Consider the following 18,224-nt stretch of genomic DNA (forward strand, 5'->3'; position numbering starts at 1 on the left):
TGGCAGGTGGCGGCACGCCGCAGCACCTACAAGACACTGGGCAAGCGCAGCGCTCTATACAAAGCCAAGCGCAAAATCGAGAAGGCCAAGGCGCAGGTTCGGGCCAAGGTCGAACACCCATTCAGAGTGATCAAGCGCCAGTTCGGTTATGTGAAGACGCGGTTCCGTGGCCTGGCGAAGAACACGGCGCAACTGGTGACACTGTTCGCGCTGTCGAATCTGTGGATGGCGCGCAGACATTTACTGACGAATGCGGGAGAGGTGCGCCTGTAATGCGGGGAATGGCTGCCGCGAGGTGCTTGCGGCGGCTAAAAACACAGAAATAAGCGGGTGATCTGATCGCTTTTGATCGATTTGCCGCTTTCAAAATCGGCGGAGGCTGAAGTTAGCCAGAAATACATGACTACTTCAGACCATCCCTAACGCCAGGATCGCAGCAGGATTACTTATTTGTAATCTGATGGAGGGAGGAGCTTTATGTTTGGAATTGAACTTCCGGCAGTATCACTTTATCAGCGCGGGCGGTTCTCAGCGCGGCACTCGACTACTAGTTCCGCGCTGAGGTTTGATGATTACAACAGCGGAAGTGTGTAGCTGACGATCAGGCGGTTCTCGTCAACATCGTTGCCGAAATTGGTTGAACGTAGTGTGGCGTTGCGCCATTTCACACCCAGGTTTTTCAGCGCACCGTCCTGGAAGACATATGCGATGTCAGTATTGCGCTCCCATTCCTTACCATCGGCGCTGCCTGCGCCTAGATCAATATTGTCACCAGTCAGGTAACGGGTCATGAACGTCAAGCCAGGGATGCCAACGCTGGCAAAGTTGAAGTCATAGCGGGCCTGCCATGAGGTTTCGTCTTTGTTGGCGAAGTCGCCGATCTGCACATAGTTGACCAGGAACGGATCGGTGCCGTTGATGTAGGCGTAGCCGGTGTCTCCGCTCATGCTCTGGTAGCCAACACCGAGGGCGTGGCCACCAAAGGCGTAGGTAAACATTGCTCCGAATGCCTTGTTGTCGACGTTGCTGTTGCCTTCATCGGTGGAGCGGGCGTAGCGAAGATCAGTTTTTAGCGACTGCTTGTCACCTAGCGGCAAGGTATGCAGGACAGTGAAAATATGCTGTTTGTAGAAGTCGTCCAGGTTGCCGTAGTTGTAGCCAGTGGTCAGGTTGCTGTTCCATTTGTAGGTCGCCCCGGCAAAGCTGAACTCATCGCTCGTCTGGGTTCCACCGCCACTGATAGCGCGGGCAGAGCCGCTGGTAATGCTGAGGTCTTCGCTATCGGAGGAGTCGCGCTGGCTTACTTGCTTGAGCTGGCCTGCATCAAAGGTAAGCCCGTCAATCTCCAGCGAGTTGAGATGTCCGCCCTGAAAGGTCTGTGGCTGTAGGCGCGAGTCGTTCGCTTGGACGGTTGGCAGCTTGGGTTGCAGCGTGCCTAATTTCAGCACGCTGTTCGAAGCACGTAGCTTCGCGGTTAAACCCATCTCGCCATATTCATCCTGCGCGGCACGAGGTGCTTCTTTATCGCGCTTGAGCAGGCCCGAGCCTGAGCGATCGGCGCTGGAGTCCAGCTTGAGGCCAAGCATGCCGATGGCGTCGATGCCCACGCCGACTGTCCCTTCGGTGAACCCGGATTCGTAGCGCAGCAGGAAGCCCTGGGCCCATTCCTCCTGCTTTGATTGGCTGGCTGAGTCTTGGCGGAAGTCGCGATTGAAATAGAAGTTACGCGCTTCCAGACCGGCTTTGCTGTCTGCAAAAAATTCAGCGGAGGCTGGCTGGCTAAGACTGAGTACCCCAGTACTCACCGCGACTGCCAAGAGGGTCTTCTTCATTGTTGTTTCGTAAGCGTCCGCCGAACTCACCTTGCGTGATTCAGGCAGGTACCCACTGATGCGGCAGTAGTTGGCCGATCTCACTCGCCCGCTGCGTCGGCAGTCGTGTCAGCACGTCCTTGAGATAGGCATACGGATCATGTCCATTCATCCGCGCCGACTGGATCAGGCTCATGATCGCCGCCGCGCGTTTGCCGCTGCGTAGCGACCCGGCAAACAACCAGTTCGAGCGCCCCAGTGCCCATGGCCGGATCTGGTTCTCGACCTGGTTGTTGTCGATGGGCACAGCTCCATCCTCCAGGTAGCGCGTCAGCGCTACCCAGCGTTTGAGGCTGTAATCCAAGGCTTTTGCCGTGGCTGATCCGTTGGGCACAAGATCACGCTGGGCCAGCATCCAGTCATGCAGCGTATCGAGGATCGGTGAGGCCTTTTCCTGCCGTATTCGCCAGCGCTCTTCATCGCTCATGTCCCGTGCCTGCCGCTCGATTTCGTATAAACCGCCCATCGCGTGCAGTGCCTGTTCAGCCAACTGGCTTTTGTTCGCCGCGTGAAGATCGAAGAACTTGCGGCGGGCGTGGGCCATGCAGCCAATTTCGGTGATGCCCTGCTCGAAGCTGGCCTTGTAACCGGCGAAGTCGTCGCAGACCAGCTTGCCGTTCCACTGACCCAGAAAATTGCGCGCATGCTCACCAGCACGGCTGGGGCTGAAGTCGTACACCACGGCCTTCAGATCGGTGAAGGGCGTGGTGCTGTAGGCCCAGACGTATGCCCGATGGGTTTTCTTCTCGCCTGGGGTGAGCATTTGCACCGGGGTTTCGTCAGCGTGGATCACGCGTTGGGCCAACACGGCTTCGCGCAGGGCATCGACCAGCGGCTGGAGCTGCACGCCGGTTTGTCCGACCCACTGGGCCAGTGTCGAGCGAGCGATGGCCAGGCCGGCACGGGCAAAGATTTTCTCCTGCCGGTACAGCGGCAGGTGGTCGGCGAATTTGGCCACCATCACGTGAGCCAGGAGGCCGGCGGTGGGGATGCCCTTGTCGATCACCTGGGCCGGCACGGGGGCCTGGATCTGGCGACAGGCCCATTTGCCACGCACGTGCTGCTCAACGGTGAACACGCCCGGCGTGTAATTCAGCTTTTCGCTGACGTCTTCACCGATGCGTTGCAGCTGGCAGCCGCAGGCGCACTGGGTGTTCTCCGGCTCGTGACGAATCACGGTTCGCGGAAATTGCGCGGGCAGCGCTGTGCGCTTGGGTTGTTGGCGCGGTTCGGCTGGAGCAACCGGAGGATTGACGGCTTTCAACTCCGCCTCGATGGCGGCGATGTCGGTGTCGAGCAGGTCATCCAGCAGGCTGCCCTGGTCAGGGCTCAGCTGCTCGCTGCGCTTGGCGAACTTGTGCCGCTTGTACCAGGCGATTTCGTGGGTGAGCTGCTCGATGATGGTTTGATCACGGTGGATCTTTTTGCCCATCGAATCGACCTGCGTGAGCAACTGCGCGGCCAGGGCGCGCAGTTGCTCAGCTGTCAGTTGGTCGAGATTGGGCGAGGAAGTCATGCCGCTGATTGTGCCAGAGCAGGCGCTCAGCGCAGATACACCGATGGGCTAATGGCTGGTGCTACAGCACTGTGATTGCGCCGGCTGCACCAACGCGCTGCCAGGGCAAACCCAGAACCAACGCCTGAAGTTGCTCGCCGTCGAGTTCGACTTCCGAACCGTGGCGGATGCCTGGCCAGTGAAACTTGCCCTGGTTCAATCGTCGTGCGGCCAGCCAGATACCCACGCCGTCATGCACCAGGACTTTCATGCGGTTGGCGCGACGATTGGCGAAGAGATAGGCGCAGTGGGGCTTCGCGGCACCGAACACCGCCACCACGCGGGCCAACGCGGTTTCAGTACCCGCGCGCATGTCCATGGGTTCGGTGGCGAGCCAGATGGTATCGATGCGGATCACTGGGTGAGCCCACGGACAAAGCGGGCGCAGCCTTCAGGGTCGGAGGCTGGCCATTTGACGGTGATCGCTTGCTCGCCAAGCGGTAGCTCGATCATCACCGATGCTTCAGTCGACCGTTTAGGCGCAGCCCTCACTGGAACGAATGCCGGCAACGCAGCTGGCAGTTGATCTCGATAAAGCGGTAGCCACTTGCGAATGACGTTGGCGTTGATGCCGTGGCGGATGGCAACGCTGGAGACGGTCGCGCCGGGTTGCAGGCACTCCTGAACAACCTGGGCCTTGAATGGTTTGGGGTAAGAGCTTCGTTGGCGCATGGGAATCCCGGCGATAAGGGCTATCGCGTCCGCTTAAAAATACGCGGACACCATCGCCCTTAATGCTGGAGTTCGGAAGGTGACTTGGCTGGACGCTTACGTTGTTTCTCCATGCTCAGGGGGTTGGCATATCGGGGAGCCGTCGCTGTATGCCGTGCTCTCCGAATAGGGGCGGGTTCCTCTGCAGCCAATCTTCGGCTGGTCGTTATGCCTGTACGCCTGCAGGGTCTAGGTCGAGGAACCATTGCGGACTTTGGGGAAGATCAAACGGAACACGGTGAAGCTGCCTGGCAGGCTGCTGACCTCGACCGTGCCCTGATGCAGGCTCATGATCGAGCGAACAATTGCCAGGCCAAGCCCTGTTCCACCTTCGGCACGAGAGCGGCTGGTATCGACACGGTAGAAGCGTTCGAACAAATGAGGGATGTGTTGTGCGGGAATGCCAATCCCGGGGTTTTCCACCGAGAACGATACGGTTTCGCTGTGCTTTTCGATCAGCAACGAAATGTTTGCGCCGATGGGGCTATGTCGAATCGCATTGGACAACAGGTTTGAAATCGCGCGCTGCACCATCAGCCGATCACCGAAGGTTAGGCCTGCTCCGACAATGCTCAGGCTGATCTGCTTCTCTTCCGCGGAGATGCTGAACAGATCCACAACGCGTCTTGCCTCATCTTCTAGGGCAATCTTCTCGAAGGGAACCAGGGACGCCGGGTGGCTGACTTGAGCGAGAAACAGCATGTCGGAAACAATCCGGGTGATGCGCTCAAGCTCTTCTGTACAGCACTCCAGTGCGGCTTTGTATTCCTCTGGCGGACGCTCTCTGGAGAGGGTTACCTGGGCTTTGCCCATCAGGTTGGTGATGGGCGAACGCAACTCATGGGCTAGGTCATCAGAGAATTGCGATAGCTGCTGAACGCCGCCATCAAGTCGATGCAGCATGAAGTTGATGCCGTGGGCCAGCGCGCTGAGCTCTTGTGGAAGTTTGTCGACGGAAATCCGATGGGTCAGGTCCTGCGTGGAGATCAGCGAGGCAACTTGACGAAATTGCCGGAGAGGAGAGAGGCCTCGCTGCACGATCCACCATGCGCCCATGCCAATCAGCGCGAGCAGAAGAGGGAGTGCGATCAGTGTTGATTTGAGGTAGGCGCTGAGCAGCGCTTCGTCGGCAGATCGATCAATTGAGAGCAGGACTCTGACGTGGTCGCCATCGTTGAGCAGCATCACTTTGGATGCGGTCAGGAAGTTGTTTCCCTCAGTATCCGACCAGCTTTGGTAACTAGGGGTATCGCCTGCCGGTATGTTGGCAAGAATGGGCTCCCTGGATTTCTCACCCAGATTCAGGAGTAATTTTGTGCCTGACTTTTTCCCGTAGATCGTCAGGTGCAGGTTGTCATGTCCCATGACCAGATCCAACAGTGCGTGAGGCTGCTGGGCAATTGCATGGGCGCTCATGTCTTCAGCGAGACTGTGCTGAATCTGCTCCAGTTTGCCGTCAAGACTCTTCTTGGCCAAAGAGTCCAACTCATGAGTCAGTGCGAAGTAGGCGAGTGCCGCTAGCAGAACAACCAGTGCCGCCCCCATCACGCTGACCGACAGGCCAAGGCGCATGGATAGACTGGCCGGCCTCATGCTCGCTCCTCAAGCACGTACCCAACACCCCTAAGGGTGTGGATCAGTTTGTTATCGAACGGGTCATCAATTTTGGCGCGCAGCCTGCGGATGGAGACTTCGACGACGTTGGTATCGCAGTCAAAATTCATATCCCAGACCAGCGAAATGATCTGGGTGCGCGATAGCACTTCCCCAGAGCGGCGCATCAGTAGGTGCAGCAACGCAAACTCTTTGGTGGTCAGATCGATACGCTGCTCGCAACGGAACGCGCGGTGCCTAGCCGGATCAAGTTCAAGGTCGGCTACCCGCAGCACTTCCGGTACCGGAATTTGTTCGCTTCGCCGTAGCAACGTACGAATTCGCGCAAGTAATTCAGGGAACTCAAACGGTTTGACTAAATAATCATCCGCGCCCAAATCCAGGCCTTTAATTTTATCCACTAAGCGGCCGCGCGCGGTCAGCATTATTACGCGAGTACTGCTGTTGCTGCGTATATGCTCAAGCACACCCCAGCCATCAATTTCTGGAAGGTTTACATCAAGCACTACCAAATCGTAAGCGTGTTGCCTAACAAGATGGAGGCCGTCAACTCCCGTGGCAGCCTTATCAACTACATAGCCACTTTCGCTTAAGCCTTGGTGTAAGTACTCAGCAGTCTTGGGCTCGTCCTCGACAATAAGGATTCGCATAAATATTCACCTTAAAATGTGCGGCCAGTATTTTTTAGATTTTCTTTTGTTGTGGCTGCAGAGTGGTTTTAATTCTTTAATCGGTGATCACTGACATGACCTGAGGCGTTTCAGCTTTCACCAAGGCTAAAGCCTGTAGCGGCTTTAGGGTCAAGCCGTAATGCTCGTTTTGACTAGGCTCATGGGGTTAGCGACAACGTGTCGCACGTCTCGAACTCATCCAAAACACCCAACTTTGGACTGGCAGGGCTGCCCCGTGGCGCTAGGAACGGGGCAACCCTTATTTATCTGTGTTTGTTTCTATTTGTTGCTGGACGCTAAATCGCCTGCTCTCTTGAACGCTGCCAATATTAATACAGCCACACCTGAAAAAGTGCTGGATAACGTATTTGTAATTTTCCAGTCACCTTGCTGATAGGCATAGAGCACTACATTCTGCCGGGAATTGGCTTTCTACTTATTTTCCTAATTAATAATCTGCGAAATTTCTCGGGCAAAATAAATAGTAAGACCTTCATTTATTCCAGCAGAGTTAGTTCTGCGGAGGGCTTTTAAGTGTATGTAAAAATAATCGCCGGTCATGGTGTAGGTATAGGTAAGCGCTGTGTGTTTTCAGGCCTACTGGCTGCACTGTTGATTGCTCCAGTGACAACAATTGCTACTGAGTCAGTTGGGCAACCAATAACGATTGAGGAGGCGCTGGCGCAAGCGCTCACCGAGAACCAGGAGTTCGCTGCAGCACAATGGAATACAGGTATTGCCGAAGGCGCTCGTACTCAGGCTGGGCTCATCCCAAATCCTGAGCTGTCCTGGAGCGTTGAGGACACGCGTAGTGAGTCGCGCGTCACCAGCATTCAGGTATCTCAGCCAATTGAGCTGGGCGGCAAGCGTAGCGCGCGTATTGATGTGTCTGAGCGTGATCAGGACGCGGTGGCGATTGATCTGGAGCGTAAGAAAAACATCTTGCGCGCTGAGGTTATCCAGGCCTTTTACTCAGCGCTGCGTGCCCAGGAAGGACTGCAGCTTTCCACTCAGTCGTTAGACCTTGCCCGTCGCGGACTTCAGGTGGTCGAAGGGCGCGTAAAGGCCGGCAAGGCTTCGCCAATCGAAATTTCGCGTGCTCAAGTGCAGCTTTCGGAAATTCAACTGGAGCTGAATCGCGCACGCCTCAATCAAAGCAATGCCTACAAGCAACTGGCACTCATAACGGGTGCCGAGACACCGAACTTCGCGCATGTCGAGGGTGATCTTGAGCGCCTGCCGTACCTGCCGTCGCAGGCTGAGATGCTTGCACGCATAACAGATACAGCGGACCTACGGCTGGCCAGCACGCACATCCAGCGTGCCGAGTCTTCCTTGGAGCTCGAAAAGTCGCAGCGCATTCCAGACCTCACCGTCAGCGTTGGCAGCCAATACGACGAAGGGCTTGGCGAGCGCGTCAATTTGCTCGGCTTGTCGATGCCTATTCCGTTGTTCAACCGCAACCAGGGCAATGTGCTGGCCGCTGCTCAAGGAGCTGACCAAGCGCGGGATTTGCGCAATGCCACAGAACTCCGCCTGCGCGCGGAAGCCCAGCAGGCATTTGAGCAGTGGGAAAGCGCTAGAAGTGAAGTCGACTCGATCAGCGGCACATTGCTGCCGACCGCGCAGCAAGCAGTAGAGGGGGCGGTACGTGGATTCGAGATGGGCAAGTTTGCCTTTATCGATGTACTCGATGCTCAGCGCACCCTCGTAAGCATGCGCTCCCAGTACCTGAATACTCTGGATGAAGCTATCTCGGCTTGGGTGAGCTTGGAGAAGATTTACGGCTCCCAACTCAACGTCGAATTCAAAAAATAAGCATCTCTGCGCACCTACATAACGCCTTAGACGGTCGCGTCATGCGACATGAAGCCTCGCCTGCTTTCCTGGCGGCTGCATGTGTATTGAGCGCGTTTAGTCGCCGCCTGGGCATGAGTCATATTCAATACTTTTGATAATTTGGAGTTACCAATGGCATCAACAACTCCCAGAAAGCAGTGGCTGATGATTGTGGCTGTTGTCGTCGTCGGTTTAGCCGTGGCGGGTCTGATTCTAAGTGGTAGCCCTGGTAAATCCGGGGAGGAAGGCCATGGCCATGATGAGAGTCATGAGGATGTATCGGCTCACGCAGATCCCGAGCACCACGGGGAGGCTTCGGCCGAGGAGCATGAAGAGGCCGACGAGCATGCAGATAAAGAGCACCATGAAACCGTAGAACCCACCAAGGGCGAGCATGGCGGCAAGCTTTTCACCGAGGGTGATTATGCACTTGAAGTGACGATTTTTGAGGAGGGCGTAGAGCCTCAGTTCAGGCTCTATACCTACCAGGACGGCAAGCTTTTAAATCCTACTGAAAGCACGGTACAGGTGACCTTGTTGCGTCTTGGCCAACCTGCGCAAATCATCAATTTCAACAAAGAGAATGACTACCTACGTGGCGATGCCGCGGTTGTAGAGCCGCATTCATTCCAGGTTTCCATCAGCGCCAAGCACAGTGGTAAGAGCTATTCGTTCGGTTACGAGCAGGTTGAGGGCCGCGTGACCATGACGGATGCGCAGCTTGAGCAGGGTGGCGTCACGCTCGCCACTGCTGGTCCCGCGAAAATCGCCTCCACGCTGCAAGTGCTCGGCGAGGTTCGTTACAACGGTGACCGCACGGTTCAGGTGACCCCGCAACTTGCCGGGCGCGTCGACTCGGTGGCGGTTAGTGCTGGCGATACGGTCAGCAAGGGTCAGGTATTGGCCAAAATCTCCAGCCAGGCGCTGGCCGAACTGCGTGGCGAGCTGCTGGCCGCCCAGCAACGCTCTGCGCTTGCCCGCACGACCTATGCACGTGAAAAGCAATTGTGGGAAGAGAAGATTTCCGCCGAGCAGGACTTCCTGCAGGCGCAAGTTGCCATGCAGGAAGCTGCTATCGCAGTGCAGCGCGTCCAGCAACAAATCGCTTCGCTGGGCGGTGCCCCGGCCAAAGGCCAGAATCTCACCGAATTCGAGATTCGTGCCCCTATCGATGGCGTGATAACCAGCAAAAGCATCTCTGTTGGTGAAGTACTCAAAGAGGACTCCGCAGTCTTTACCGTCTCGGATTTGTCGACCGTATGGGTGGACTCAACCGTCGCGGCGAAAGACTTGGGCGTAATCGCCGAAGGGCAAAACGTTGTCGTGAGCTCCAGCGCATTCGCCGCCACGGCTAAGGGCTCCATTTCCTATGTCAGCGCTCTGGTTGGGGCGCAAACCCGCTCGGCGACTGCTCGCATCGTGCTAGCCAACCCAGATCGGATATGGCGGCCTGGTTTGCCAGTGACGGTCGAGGTGATTGCCGAGGAGAACGACGTTCCCGTTGCAGTAGCGGTCGAAGCGATCCAGACCGTTCGCGATTGGCAGGTAGTGTTCGGCCGCTTCGATAACCAGCTAGAAGCTCGGCCTCTTGAGCTGGGCAAATCCGACGGCCGCTTCGTCGAGGTTATCTCGGGTCTGAAGGCGGGCGATCGATATGCGCTGAAGAACAGCTTCCTGATCAAAGCTGAGCTTGGCAAAGCCGGCGCGAGCCATGACCACTAATTCGGAGTCGAGCTATGAAACAAGTTACAGCTATTTTTCGTCCGATCCGGCTTGAAGCCGTCGAGCAAGCGCTGCACGCACTGCCGCATCTACCAGGATTTACCATCCTGCCAGCCCATGGTCATCCGCGTGGTCACGGCAAGGATCATGGATATATCGCAGACGAATGGAATCCAGACGCCCATCAGCATCTCGTGCTGGTGGCGTTCTGCTCCGATGAGGTTGCCGATGAGATCGTCCATGCCATCGAGAAGGCCGCCCACACAGGTGGGCCCGGTGATGGAATCGTCGCCGTGGCCCCTTTGACCGACGCATTGCGCATCCGTACTGGAGAGCGCGGTGATGCTGCGCTTTAGGGGAAATTGACATGTACGAACGATTAATTCGCTTCGCCATCGACCAGCGCTGGCTAGTCTTGCTGGCTGTGCTCGGCATGGCAGCGTTGGGTGTTTACAGCTACCAGAAGTTGCCGATTGATGCGGTTCCCGACATCACCAACGTGCAGGTGCAGATCAATACCGAGGCAAAGGGCTACTCGCCACTGGAAACCGAGCAACGCGTGACCTTTCCGATTGAATCGGTAATGGCTGGGCTGCCCAACTTACAGGAAACGCGTTCAATCTCACGTTACGGGTTGTCGCAGGTCACCGTCATTTTCGAAGACGGCACAGACATCTACTTCGCTCGTCAGTTGGTGAATGAGCGGATACAGGAAGCGCGTGGAAATCTACCCAGTGATCTGTCGCCGAGCATGGGGCCAATCGCTTCTGGTCTGGGCGAGATCTACATGTGGACCATCGAGGCGCAAGACGGTGCGAAGAAGCCGGATGGCAGCACCTATACACCGATGGATCTGCGTGAGATTCAGGACTGGATCGTCAAGCCGCAACTGCGAACCGTCAAAGGTGTTACCGAGATCAACACCATTGGCGGTTATGCCAAGGAGTTCCAGGTTTCACCCAAGCCGGAGCGCCTGGTCGCACATGGCCTCAGCCTGCAGGACATTGTGGTTGCGTTGGAGAGCAATAATGCCAACGTTGGTGCGGGCTACATCGAACGCAGCGGCGAGCAGTACCTGATCCGCGCTCCGGGACAAGTCGGCAATATCGCTGACATCGCCAACATCATCATCAAGAACACCGATGGTGTTCCTGTGCGCATCGGTGATGTGGCCGAGGTTGGCCTGGGTAAGGAGCTGCGCACCGGTGCCGCTACTGAGAACGGCCAGGAGGTGGTGCTCGGCACTGCCTTTATGTTGATTGGTGAGAACAGCCGCTATGTATCGCAGGCTGTCGACCAGCGCATAAAGGAGATCAATCGCAACCTGCCGAAAGGAGTCATAGCGAAGACGGTCTATGACCGCACTGTATTGGTCGATAAGGCCATCAATACGGTGAAGAAGAATCTGATCGAAGGCGCTCTGCTGGTTATCGCTATCCTGTTCCTGTTCCTGGGTAACATTCGGGCGGCCCTCATCACCGCAATGGTGATTCCGCTGTCGATGCTGTTCACCTTTACGGGCATGGTCAGCAACAAGGTCAGCGCGAACCTGATGAGCCTTGGCGCACTCGATTTCGGCATCATCATCGATGGTGCCGTGGTGATCGTAGAGAACTGCGTGCGTCGTTTGGCTCACGCCCAGGCCGCAGCAGGCCGAACGTTGACCCGTAATGAGCGCTTCCATGAGGTGTTCGCGGCGTCGAAGGAGGCGCGTCGTCCACTGCTGTTCGGCCAACTGATCATTATGGTGGTGTACCTGCCGATATTTGCGCTGACCGGCGTGGAAGGCAAGATGTTCCACCCAATGGCGTTCACCGTGGTGACAGCCCTGTTCGGAGCCATGATCCTCTCGGTGACATTCGTCCCGGCAGCTGTTGCACTGTTCCTCAATGGCAACGTCAGTGAAAAAGAAAATCGGCTAATGGCCTGGGTCAAGCAAGGCTACGCGCCGTTGCTAGATTGGGTCATGGTCAGCAAGCCGTTAGTGCTGACCATTGCGACAGTCATCATGGTGCTTTCTGGTTTAGCTGCTTCGCGGATGGGCAGTGAGTTCGTGCCGAGCCTGGATGAGGGCGATATCGCTTTGCATGCCCTGCGTATTCCTGGCACTAGCCTTTCGCAAGCAATTGAAATGCAGGTGCAACTCGAACAACGAATCAAATCCTTTGCCGAGGTTGATACGGTGTTCGCCAAGCTTGGAACCGCTGAAGTCGCAACCGATCCAATGCCGCCGAACGTGGCGGACAACTTTGTCATGCTAAAGCCGCGCGACCAGTGGCCCGATCCTGATCGCAGCAAAGCCGATTTGGTTGCGGCGATGCAGGAGGCGGTTGAACAGGTTTCCGGCAACAACTATGAGTTCACTCAGCCCATTCAGATGCGCTTCAACGAGCTGATCTCCGGCGTACGCAGTGACGTCGCAGTGAAAGTGTTTGGCGATGACATGGATGTGATGAACGAGACCGCCGAGCAAATCGCTGAGGTGCTGGAGGGTATTCCAGGAGCAGCTGATGTGAAGGTCGAACAGACCACCGGTCTGCCGATGCTCAGCGTACAAATCGACCGTGAGAAAGCCGCACGATTCGGTTTGAATGTCTCGGAGATTCAGGACGCCATTTCCACCGCCATCGGCGGGCGCGAGGCGGGTGCACTGTTTGAAGGTGACCGGCGTTTCGATATCCAAGTTCGCCTGGCGGACGAGTGGCGCAATGATGTCGACAAGATCCAGCAGCTGCCTATTCGTCTGGCCAATGGCGATGGGCTGGATGGCCCAGGGTTTGTGCGCCTGGCTGATGTGGCGAGCGTGGTGTCCGCACCGGGGCCGAACCAGATCAGCCGTGAAAGTGGCAAGCGTCGCGTGGTGGTCACCGCCAACGTTCGCGGCCGCGATATTGGCTCTTTTGTCGCCGAGGCCGAGAGCAAGATCGCCCTGGCGGTTAGCGTCCCTACAGGCTACTGGACGACCTGGGGCGGCACCTTCGAGCAGCTTCAGTCGGCAGCCAAGCGCCTGCAGATTGTCGTACCGGTCTCGTTGCTGCTGGTGTTCACGCTGCTCTTCATGATGTTCGGCAATGTCAAAGATGGCCTGCTGGTATTCACCGGCGTGCCCTTCGCGCTGACCGGCGGGATCATGGCCTTGTGGCTGCGTGATATTCCGCTCTCGATCTCTGCGGGGGTGGGTTTCATTGCGTTGTCGGGTGTCGCGGTACTCAACGGCCTGGTGATGATTTCCTTTATTCGCAGTTTGCGTGAGAACGGCATGGGGCTGGACGAGGCCATCCGCGAAGGCGCATTGACGCGCCTACGGCCAGTGCTGATGACTGCTTTGGTGGCGTCTCTGGGCTTTATTCCAATGGCCACTGCCATCGGTACGGGCGCGGAAGTTCAGCGCCCTCTGGCGACGGTAGTGATTGGCGGAATTCTGTCCTCAACAGCGCTGACGCTGCTGGTTTTGCCATTGCTCTACCGCTTGGCCCATCGTCTGCGCTAAGTTCACAGCGCTATTCGTGTGCAACTGAAAAGCCCCGCTCTTGAGCGGGGCTTTTTGCTTACCGTAAATACCGCTCAATGTGGGCGGTGACTGTGCCTGTGACGTCCTCAGCGGCTTTTTTTACGCCAAATAAGAATCGGAACTGCCCGGATGTAGACAAGCTCACCCACCAACTCAACCAGCGTCTGGGTGATGACCGCTGCGGCTGCAAGCCCCCGTATTTCTTCAGGCAATGCCAGGGCCAGCGGAAGAACCACCAACGAGTTACGTGTGGAGGTACTGAAAGTAACCGCTCTCGCCGTCGAGGCGGGCAGTTTATAAGCTCTTGAAGCCAGTGCGCCCACTACGGGGGCCAAAAGCATGAAACCGATGTACACCGGGATCACCGGTAAAAGCTGGTCGATATCACGAACCACCGGCGAGATTTGCGACCCAACCACCGCAATGAGAACTGCCGCCATCGCAGGGACTGGCATCCATGCCCATACGGTGTTCCAGCGACCTACGAACCGTGAGCGCTTAGCCAAGGCTGCTGTAGCAACCGCGAGCAATAAAGGCACGACAATCAGTGCGAGAAAGGCTTCAGCGAAAGGCGCTATCGAGATAACGACTCGGGATTGCTCCCCTAGCATGAAAGCCAAGTACACAGGCAACAGCACAAGCTGCAACAGCAAGAGGATGGGGGTTGCTGCAAGAATCGCACGCGAGTCGCCTTTGCCAATGTGAGTAAAGACCACCACGTAGTCGATACACGGGGTGAGCAAAACTAGAAGAGCGCCTATTAGGATTGCCGGGTGTTCTGCGAGCCCTCTGGTGAGTGCCCATACCAGCAGTGGAATCAGTACGAAATTGGCGATAAGCAAGGCTGACATGAAGCGTTTGTTGCTAAGACTTTTGCGGAGATCAAGAAAGGGAATTTGCAGAAACATCGCGTACATCAGCACGGCGATAGTCGGGGTCACTAATGCGTTCAGGCTCTGCGCCGCTGCAGTAGCTATTAACCCACCGATTGCCGCTGCAATGACCGCGACGAAATAGATCGGTATCTGGTTTTGTTCAAGTGCATCCCTACTCATAGCATCCTCAAGGATGAAAAACGTCAGCTTACATGAGGAAGCGAAAAGCGTGGCGATCCTCTTGGATGGCTTGAATCATGAAAGATTGAGATGGGCACGGCGTCTGGCTATTGAGTGGGTATCTGCTGACGGTGCAAGGGCGCGGTATTCAAATGACACCGTGTTCTAGCATCGGGGTGATAGCCGAGTGCCTTTGCAGATATCAGGCAGATCAATCTAAAGGCCTTCACCGGTATCATTTTGCCCTTCTTGCTACACGCTGACAGCGATGGCTTGTTGCAGATATGAATGACTTGCGGAAGAGAAGAGTTAGTTGTCTAGCTTGGAGGTTTAAACTCCCAGTGAATCTTTCTTATTATTAAAGATTAAATAAAAAAAGCGCCCCGAAGGGCGCTTAGGGTACACCTCTTTCCAAAGGAGCTCGGGAGCTTCTAGAGGTGAACATCGTTCGGAAGTGAGCGGTTAGTCAGCGTTGGTTTCTTTTTTAAGATCGGTATTGGTCCGATCTTGGTTGCTGGTCTTAACCTTTAGTTCGTCCGCCGGTTTGGCAGCAGGCTCAGTTCCGTGAATTCGTTTTTGATCTGCTCGAAATTTTGCCTGAGCTTTCATTGAGCGATCATAGCCATCTTCTGCATAAGACTGTGTGGAGCCGACAAGAAGTACTGATCCAATAACTAGGGCTTTCAACATCTTCATAAGGCAGGCCTCGTAAAATTCAATTATTAGCTTGTCGAGGTTCATGGACAAGTTCTGCAAGTTCGAGTGAATTTTACGGAGGTGAAGCTAACAGCAGCGTGAGCCCAACATTACATTCTTGAAATCTAATAACTGCCTATCTTGTTATGCATGAGCGGGCAGTGCTTTTAGAGCCCGCCCGCCCATCCATTTTTAGAGCACGCTCAGTGGGTACTCGACGATCAGACGAACCTCGTCCAGATCCGACTCGTAATCCGTTGCGCGGGTAGTCATCTGGCGAACACGGAAGGACATCTCTTTCAGTGAGCCCGTTTGGACGACGTACTTGGCTTCGATGTTGCGTTCCCAGCGCTTCTGGTCAGTCAGCGGGTTGCCATCGGCATCACGACGCATATACACACTGTTGGCGTCGGAATAGTCCGCATCTGTACCCAGCGCATAGCGCGTCATGAAGGTCAGTCCAGGAACGCCATAGCTGGCCATATCTAGGTCGTAGCGCAGCATCCAGGACTTCTCTTTCGGCGAGTTGAAGTCGCTGTACTGAATAGAGTTGTCGAGGAAGATGGAATCAGACTGGCGCAGGTAGTCGAAATCATCGTCGCCGTTGTTGCGCTGGTGCGACAGGGCAACGCTGTGTGCACCGAACTGCACACCCACTTTGCCGCTGTAAATGTCGTTATCGAACTCACCCAACAGCTGCTGGCCGTCATCAACAGCTTTGTAGTAGTTCAAGCCACCGAACAAGGAAACACTGTCGGTCAGCGGGTAGGTGAAGGACGTACCGGCATAGTGCTGCTTCCAAGCATCCTTGAGTTGGCTGCTATAGAGACTAAAGCTCAGGTTGTCATTTAGCGAATAGTCACCGCCGAAATAGGCAACCCATGGAGACGCGACAGAGCCCGCATAGAAGGTTGCGAACTCATCACGCATGGTGCTGACCTGCGGCTGGCTCATGGCATGCAGGCGGCCACCCTGAAGGGTCAAACCATCAAAGCTTGTGTTCTCAACCGTAACGCCGCGAAAGCTTTCCGGTAGCAGGCGGGAGTCACCGTAGTGAACCACCGGCGTCATGGGGAACACATCACCCACTTTGACAACGGTGTCGAATAGCCGGGCTTTTACTGCACCACCCACTTTGGAGTAGTTATCTTCGGCTTCACCATCACTATTTACCGGCAGCAGATTAACAGTACCACCTGGGCCATATCGACCATCCCCGGTATCCAGTTTAAGGCCGAGCATGGCGAAGGCATCAATACCAAAGCCTACGGTGCCTTGGGTAAAGCCCGACTCGAACTGGCCAATGATCCCGTGTGCCCAAGCTTCAGTATAACCATTGTCAGTGTTGCTCGACTGACCTTTACGAAAGTCACGATTCATGTAGAAGTTACGGTTGAGAATATTGAAACTGCTACCTTCTACAAAACCTTCGGCTTGCTCTTCTGCGGCCGCCATGAGCGGAGCTGCACTGACAATCGCCGAAAATACTGCAAGGGATAGTTTGGTTTTATTAAGCATTTATTGCTCCTTTATAATTGGCAGTTATTAGTCTAGTTTTCGCCATGGCGTTCTTATAGGTATTGCACCCTCAAGCGCTCTGCGCCTTTGGGGAGCTGAGCCCTATCCTTGCAAGCTGAAGATAACTTGAAGATGATTGGAAAATTACAATTCTGTAATCTTCACAAGGCGGCAATGAAAGTTGTCTTAAAGCGACATTTGAATTCAGATTTTCAATAGAATCCGACGGGTAGGTCGAGAGAGCTCCAGCCTTGATCAGGCCGAATGTTCATGACTGCCAGCTCATAGGACGGTGCACTCAGATAGATCGATAGCGCCGGGCTGATGTGACAAGCCGGCTGGGGGTGACGCCGGTTGATCTTGTTTGGATGCTCGTAAGCGTCCACCCGAATCACCTTGCGTGATTCGGGCATGCTGCTCACTCCCGCCGTGTAAGCCAGCATTTCGCTGACGAGCTGGAGCTGGCAGGCGCACTGCGTATATTCCAGCTCATGGCAGTAATGGTGCATGAAACTGTGACCGCATGGGTGTGAATAGCCATGGGCTCAGCGCTTACCAGACGAAGAGTTGGTTGATGCGACCAAGAACCTAGCAAGGTGCGATTACTACAGCGGCTGAGAGTTTCCGTAGTTAAAGCCATTTGCCGCCAAGGTTGCCCAGCGGCGCTGACGGTGGGCGTAGAACAGGCGCGCAAATAGCCAGACGAACGGAGTGAGGACGCCCGCCTTGATGGTCACGCTATCTCGGTAAAGCGTTCCGCCGTTGACCTCTTGTGCCGTAATGAGGTGATCCCACTTGCTGATCAGCGGGCTGTAGCCGTTGTCTCTTAGCATGAAAATCTGAGCATTTTCCGTCTGCGGGTATGTAATCACAATCGCCTGACGGCCAATGGGAAGTACGCCGAATAACTTCAGCTTGACCCAGTAAGTGCCCTCGCTCCAGGTGCCAGGAAACTCAACGGGAGTCAGCGGGCTGAAACTCAGCAACGGTGATGCAACCTGATGCAGCAGACGTGGCGTGCGCACCTGGGCGATCACCTCTGCCAGTGAGCATGGCAGCTGGGTAGAGATATCAATTTGCATGGGCGCAATCACCGACCGGATTGAGTTTACTTGTCATCGGCAAGCAAGGTCTGTGGTTCTTCGGGAACCGGCATGGGCTTGAACGCACTGATTCTGGAGCGGCCTGTATTGCCGAGGGGCACCCAGATTTTGGAGAACAACAAGGCCGCGAAAATGCGCGGTATTTGCCCGGCCACCTCGCGATAATCGCCAATTTTCCAGCCGAGCGTGAGCATCAGCCAGTGTGACCTGGCATGCAGCAAAGGTTGGCGCTGAGTCAGGATGTGCGCGCGCTCCAGCCATTGAAAGGCATCTGTACTGCGCTGTTCCTGCATGGCCTGCCGGGCCTGCTGAAAGGCTTGTTCAATTGCGAGTTGCAATGCTGCTTTCATCTTCAATC

At 55.7% G+C, this 18,224-nt stretch carries 17 protein-coding genes; 5 read left to right on the top strand and 12 right to left on the bottom strand.

Annotated features, from left to right (window positions below; translation table 11 throughout):
* Nucleotides 1-273: transposase (locus SOP97_RS00005; protein ID WP_322947510.1), on the top strand; the 273-nt coding region annotated here is incomplete at its 5' end.
* A gap of 299 nt (nucleotides 274-572) precedes the next feature.
* Here the strand turns inward: SOP97_RS00005 and SOP97_RS00010 are convergent.
* The 6 genes from SOP97_RS00010 to SOP97_RS00035 form a co-directional block, all read right to left on the bottom strand.
* Nucleotides 573-1,832, bottom strand: a complete 1,260-nt coding sequence (locus SOP97_RS00010; RefSeq protein ID WP_045733426.1) for an OprD family porin — start codon at nucleotides 1,830-1,832, stop codon at nucleotides 573-575.
* 40 nt (nucleotides 1,833-1,872) lie between these two features.
* Complete coding sequence (tnpC, locus tag SOP97_RS00015; protein ID WP_322947513.1) at nucleotides 1,873-3,387, bottom strand: IS66 family transposase; 1,515 nt, start codon at nucleotides 3,385-3,387, stop codon at nucleotides 1,873-1,875.
* Between the two features lie 61 nt (nucleotides 3,388-3,448).
* Nucleotides 3,449-3,784 (bottom strand): IS66 family insertion sequence element accessory protein TnpB, encoded by a 336-nt coding sequence (tnpB, locus tag SOP97_RS00020; RefSeq protein ID WP_058173910.1) that lies wholly within the window; start codon nucleotides 3,782-3,784, stop codon nucleotides 3,449-3,451.
* Complete coding sequence (tnpA, locus tag SOP97_RS00025) at nucleotides 3,781-4,098, bottom strand: IS66-like element accessory protein TnpA (RefSeq protein WP_071542627.1); 318 nt, start codon at nucleotides 4,096-4,098, stop codon at nucleotides 3,781-3,783. Before tnpA ends, tnpB begins: the two co-directional genes overlap by 4 nt.
* 228 nt (nucleotides 4,099-4,326) lie before the next feature.
* Nucleotides 4,327-5,730 carry a heavy metal sensor histidine kinase gene (locus SOP97_RS00030; RefSeq protein ID WP_266206771.1) on the bottom strand — a complete coding sequence of 468 codons (1,404 nt, stop codon included), beginning with the start codon at nucleotides 5,728-5,730 and terminating at the stop codon, nucleotides 4,327-4,329.
* Nucleotides 5,727-6,401, bottom strand: coding sequence for a heavy metal response regulator transcription factor (locus SOP97_RS00035; protein WP_322947517.1), 675 nt, complete (start codon nucleotides 6,399-6,401; stop codon nucleotides 5,727-5,729). The genes SOP97_RS00030 and SOP97_RS00035 overlap by 4 nt, the downstream gene beginning before the upstream one ends.
* A 555-nt stretch (nucleotides 6,402-6,956) precedes the next feature.
* On the opposite strand from SOP97_RS00035, the gene SOP97_RS00040 reads away from it, so the two are divergent.
* From SOP97_RS00040 to SOP97_RS00055, 4 genes are all read left to right on the top strand, one after another.
* On the top strand, nucleotides 6,957-8,240 hold the full coding sequence (locus tag SOP97_RS00040; protein WP_411912002.1) for a TolC family protein: 1,284 nt from the start codon (nucleotides 6,957-6,959) through the stop codon (nucleotides 8,238-8,240).
* A gap of 153 nt (nucleotides 8,241-8,393) precedes the next feature.
* Nucleotides 8,394-9,983 carry an efflux RND transporter periplasmic adaptor subunit gene (locus tag SOP97_RS00045; RefSeq protein WP_322947519.1) on the top strand — a complete coding sequence of 530 codons (1,590 nt, stop codon included), beginning with the start codon at nucleotides 8,394-8,396 and terminating at the stop codon, nucleotides 9,981-9,983.
* Nucleotides 9,984-9,997: 14 nt separating this feature from the next.
* Nucleotides 9,998-10,339: a P-II family nitrogen regulator gene (locus SOP97_RS00050; RefSeq protein ID WP_322947520.1), complete on the top strand. Its 342-nt coding sequence runs from the start codon at nucleotides 9,998-10,000 to the stop codon at nucleotides 10,337-10,339.
* Between the two features lie 11 nt (nucleotides 10,340-10,350).
* Complete coding sequence (locus tag SOP97_RS00055; RefSeq protein ID WP_322947522.1) at nucleotides 10,351-13,473, top strand: efflux RND transporter permease subunit; 3,123 nt, start codon at nucleotides 10,351-10,353, stop codon at nucleotides 13,471-13,473.
* 107 nt (nucleotides 13,474-13,580) lie between these two features.
* Here the strand turns inward: SOP97_RS00055 and SOP97_RS00060 are convergent, their stop codons facing one another.
* The 6 genes from SOP97_RS00060 to SOP97_RS00085 form a co-directional block, all read right to left on the bottom strand.
* Entirely contained in the window at nucleotides 13,581-14,549 is a 969-nt protein-coding gene (locus SOP97_RS00060) for an arsenic resistance protein (RefSeq protein WP_059392065.1), read from the bottom strand.
* A 462-nt stretch (nucleotides 14,550-15,011) separates the two neighbouring features.
* Nucleotides 15,012-15,290: a hypothetical protein gene (locus SOP97_RS00065; protein WP_224490798.1), complete on the bottom strand. Its 279-nt coding sequence runs from the start codon at nucleotides 15,288-15,290 to the stop codon at nucleotides 15,012-15,014.
* A 147-nt stretch (nucleotides 15,291-15,437) separates the two neighbouring features.
* The gene (locus SOP97_RS00070) at nucleotides 15,438-16,763 is read right to left on the bottom strand and encodes an OprD family porin (RefSeq protein ID WP_026088463.1); all 1,326 of its coding nucleotides are present in this window, start codon (nucleotides 16,761-16,763) and stop codon (nucleotides 15,438-15,440) included.
* Nucleotides 16,764-16,975: 212 nt separating this feature from the next.
* Entirely contained in the window at nucleotides 16,976-17,176 is a 201-nt protein-coding gene (locus SOP97_RS00075; protein WP_139204310.1) for a hypothetical protein, read from the bottom strand.
* A 192-nt stretch (nucleotides 17,177-17,368) separates the two neighbouring features.
* The gene (locus SOP97_RS00080) at nucleotides 17,369-17,845 is read right to left on the bottom strand and encodes a hypothetical protein (RefSeq protein WP_017675705.1); all 477 of its coding nucleotides are present in this window, start codon (nucleotides 17,843-17,845) and stop codon (nucleotides 17,369-17,371) included.
* A 26-nt stretch (nucleotides 17,846-17,871) separates the two neighbouring features.
* Entirely contained in the window at nucleotides 17,872-18,216 is a 345-nt protein-coding gene (locus tag SOP97_RS00085; protein ID WP_170050748.1) for a DUF3703 domain-containing protein, read from the bottom strand.
* Nucleotides 18,217-18,224 lie beyond the last annotated feature (8 nt).

The organism is Pseudomonas spirodelae (assembly GCF_034653255.1).
GTDB lineage: Bacteria > Pseudomonadota > Gammaproteobacteria > Pseudomonadales > Pseudomonadaceae > Aquipseudomonas > Aquipseudomonas spirodelae.

Bases quoted from the DNA above. Each gene is read 5' to 3' on its own strand.
- SOP97_RS00075 (WP_139204310.1), bottom strand. From the start codon at position 17,176: ATGCCCGAATCACGCAAGGTGATTCGGGTGGACGCTTACGAGCATCCA.
- tnpA (WP_071542627.1), bottom strand. From the start codon at position 4,098: ATGCGCCAACGAAGCTCTTACCCCAAACCATTCAAGGCCCAGGTTGTT.
- SOP97_RS00070 (WP_026088463.1), bottom strand. From the start codon at position 16,763: ATGCTTAATAAAACCAAACTATCCCTTGCAGTATTTTCGGCGATTGTC.
- SOP97_RS00060 (WP_059392065.1), bottom strand. From the start codon at position 14,549: ATGAGTAGGGATGCACTTGAACAAAACCAGATACCGATCTATTTCGTC.
- SOP97_RS00045 (WP_322947519.1), top strand. From the start codon at position 8,394: ATGGCATCAACAACTCCCAGAAAGCAGTGGCTGATGATTGTGGCTGTT.
- SOP97_RS00030 (WP_266206771.1), bottom strand. From the start codon at position 5,730: ATGAGGCCGGCCAGTCTATCCATGCGCCTTGGCCTGTCGGTCAGCGTG.
- SOP97_RS00085 (WP_170050748.1), bottom strand. From the start codon at position 18,216: ATGAAAGCAGCATTGCAACTCGCAATTGAACAAGCCTTTCAGCAGGCC.
- tnpC (WP_322947513.1), bottom strand. From the start codon at position 3,387: ATGACTTCCTCGCCCAATCTCGACCAACTGACAGCTGAGCAACTGCGC.
- SOP97_RS00080 (WP_017675705.1), bottom strand. From the start codon at position 17,845: ATGCAAATTGATATCTCTACCCAGCTGCCATGCTCACTGGCAGAGGTG.
- SOP97_RS00055 (WP_322947522.1), top strand. From the start codon at position 10,351: ATGTACGAACGATTAATTCGCTTCGCCATCGACCAGCGCTGGCTAGTC.
- SOP97_RS00035 (WP_322947517.1), bottom strand. From the start codon at position 6,401: ATGCGAATCCTTATTGTCGAGGACGAGCCCAAGACTGCTGAGTACTTA.
- SOP97_RS00050 (WP_322947520.1), top strand. From the start codon at position 9,998: ATGAAACAAGTTACAGCTATTTTTCGTCCGATCCGGCTTGAAGCCGTC.
- SOP97_RS00010 (WP_045733426.1), bottom strand. From the start codon at position 1,832: ATGAAGAAGACCCTCTTGGCAGTCGCGGTGAGTACTGGGGTACTCAGT.
- SOP97_RS00065 (WP_224490798.1), bottom strand. From the start codon at position 15,290: ATGAACCTCGACAAGCTAATAATTGAATTTTACGAGGCCTGCCTTATG.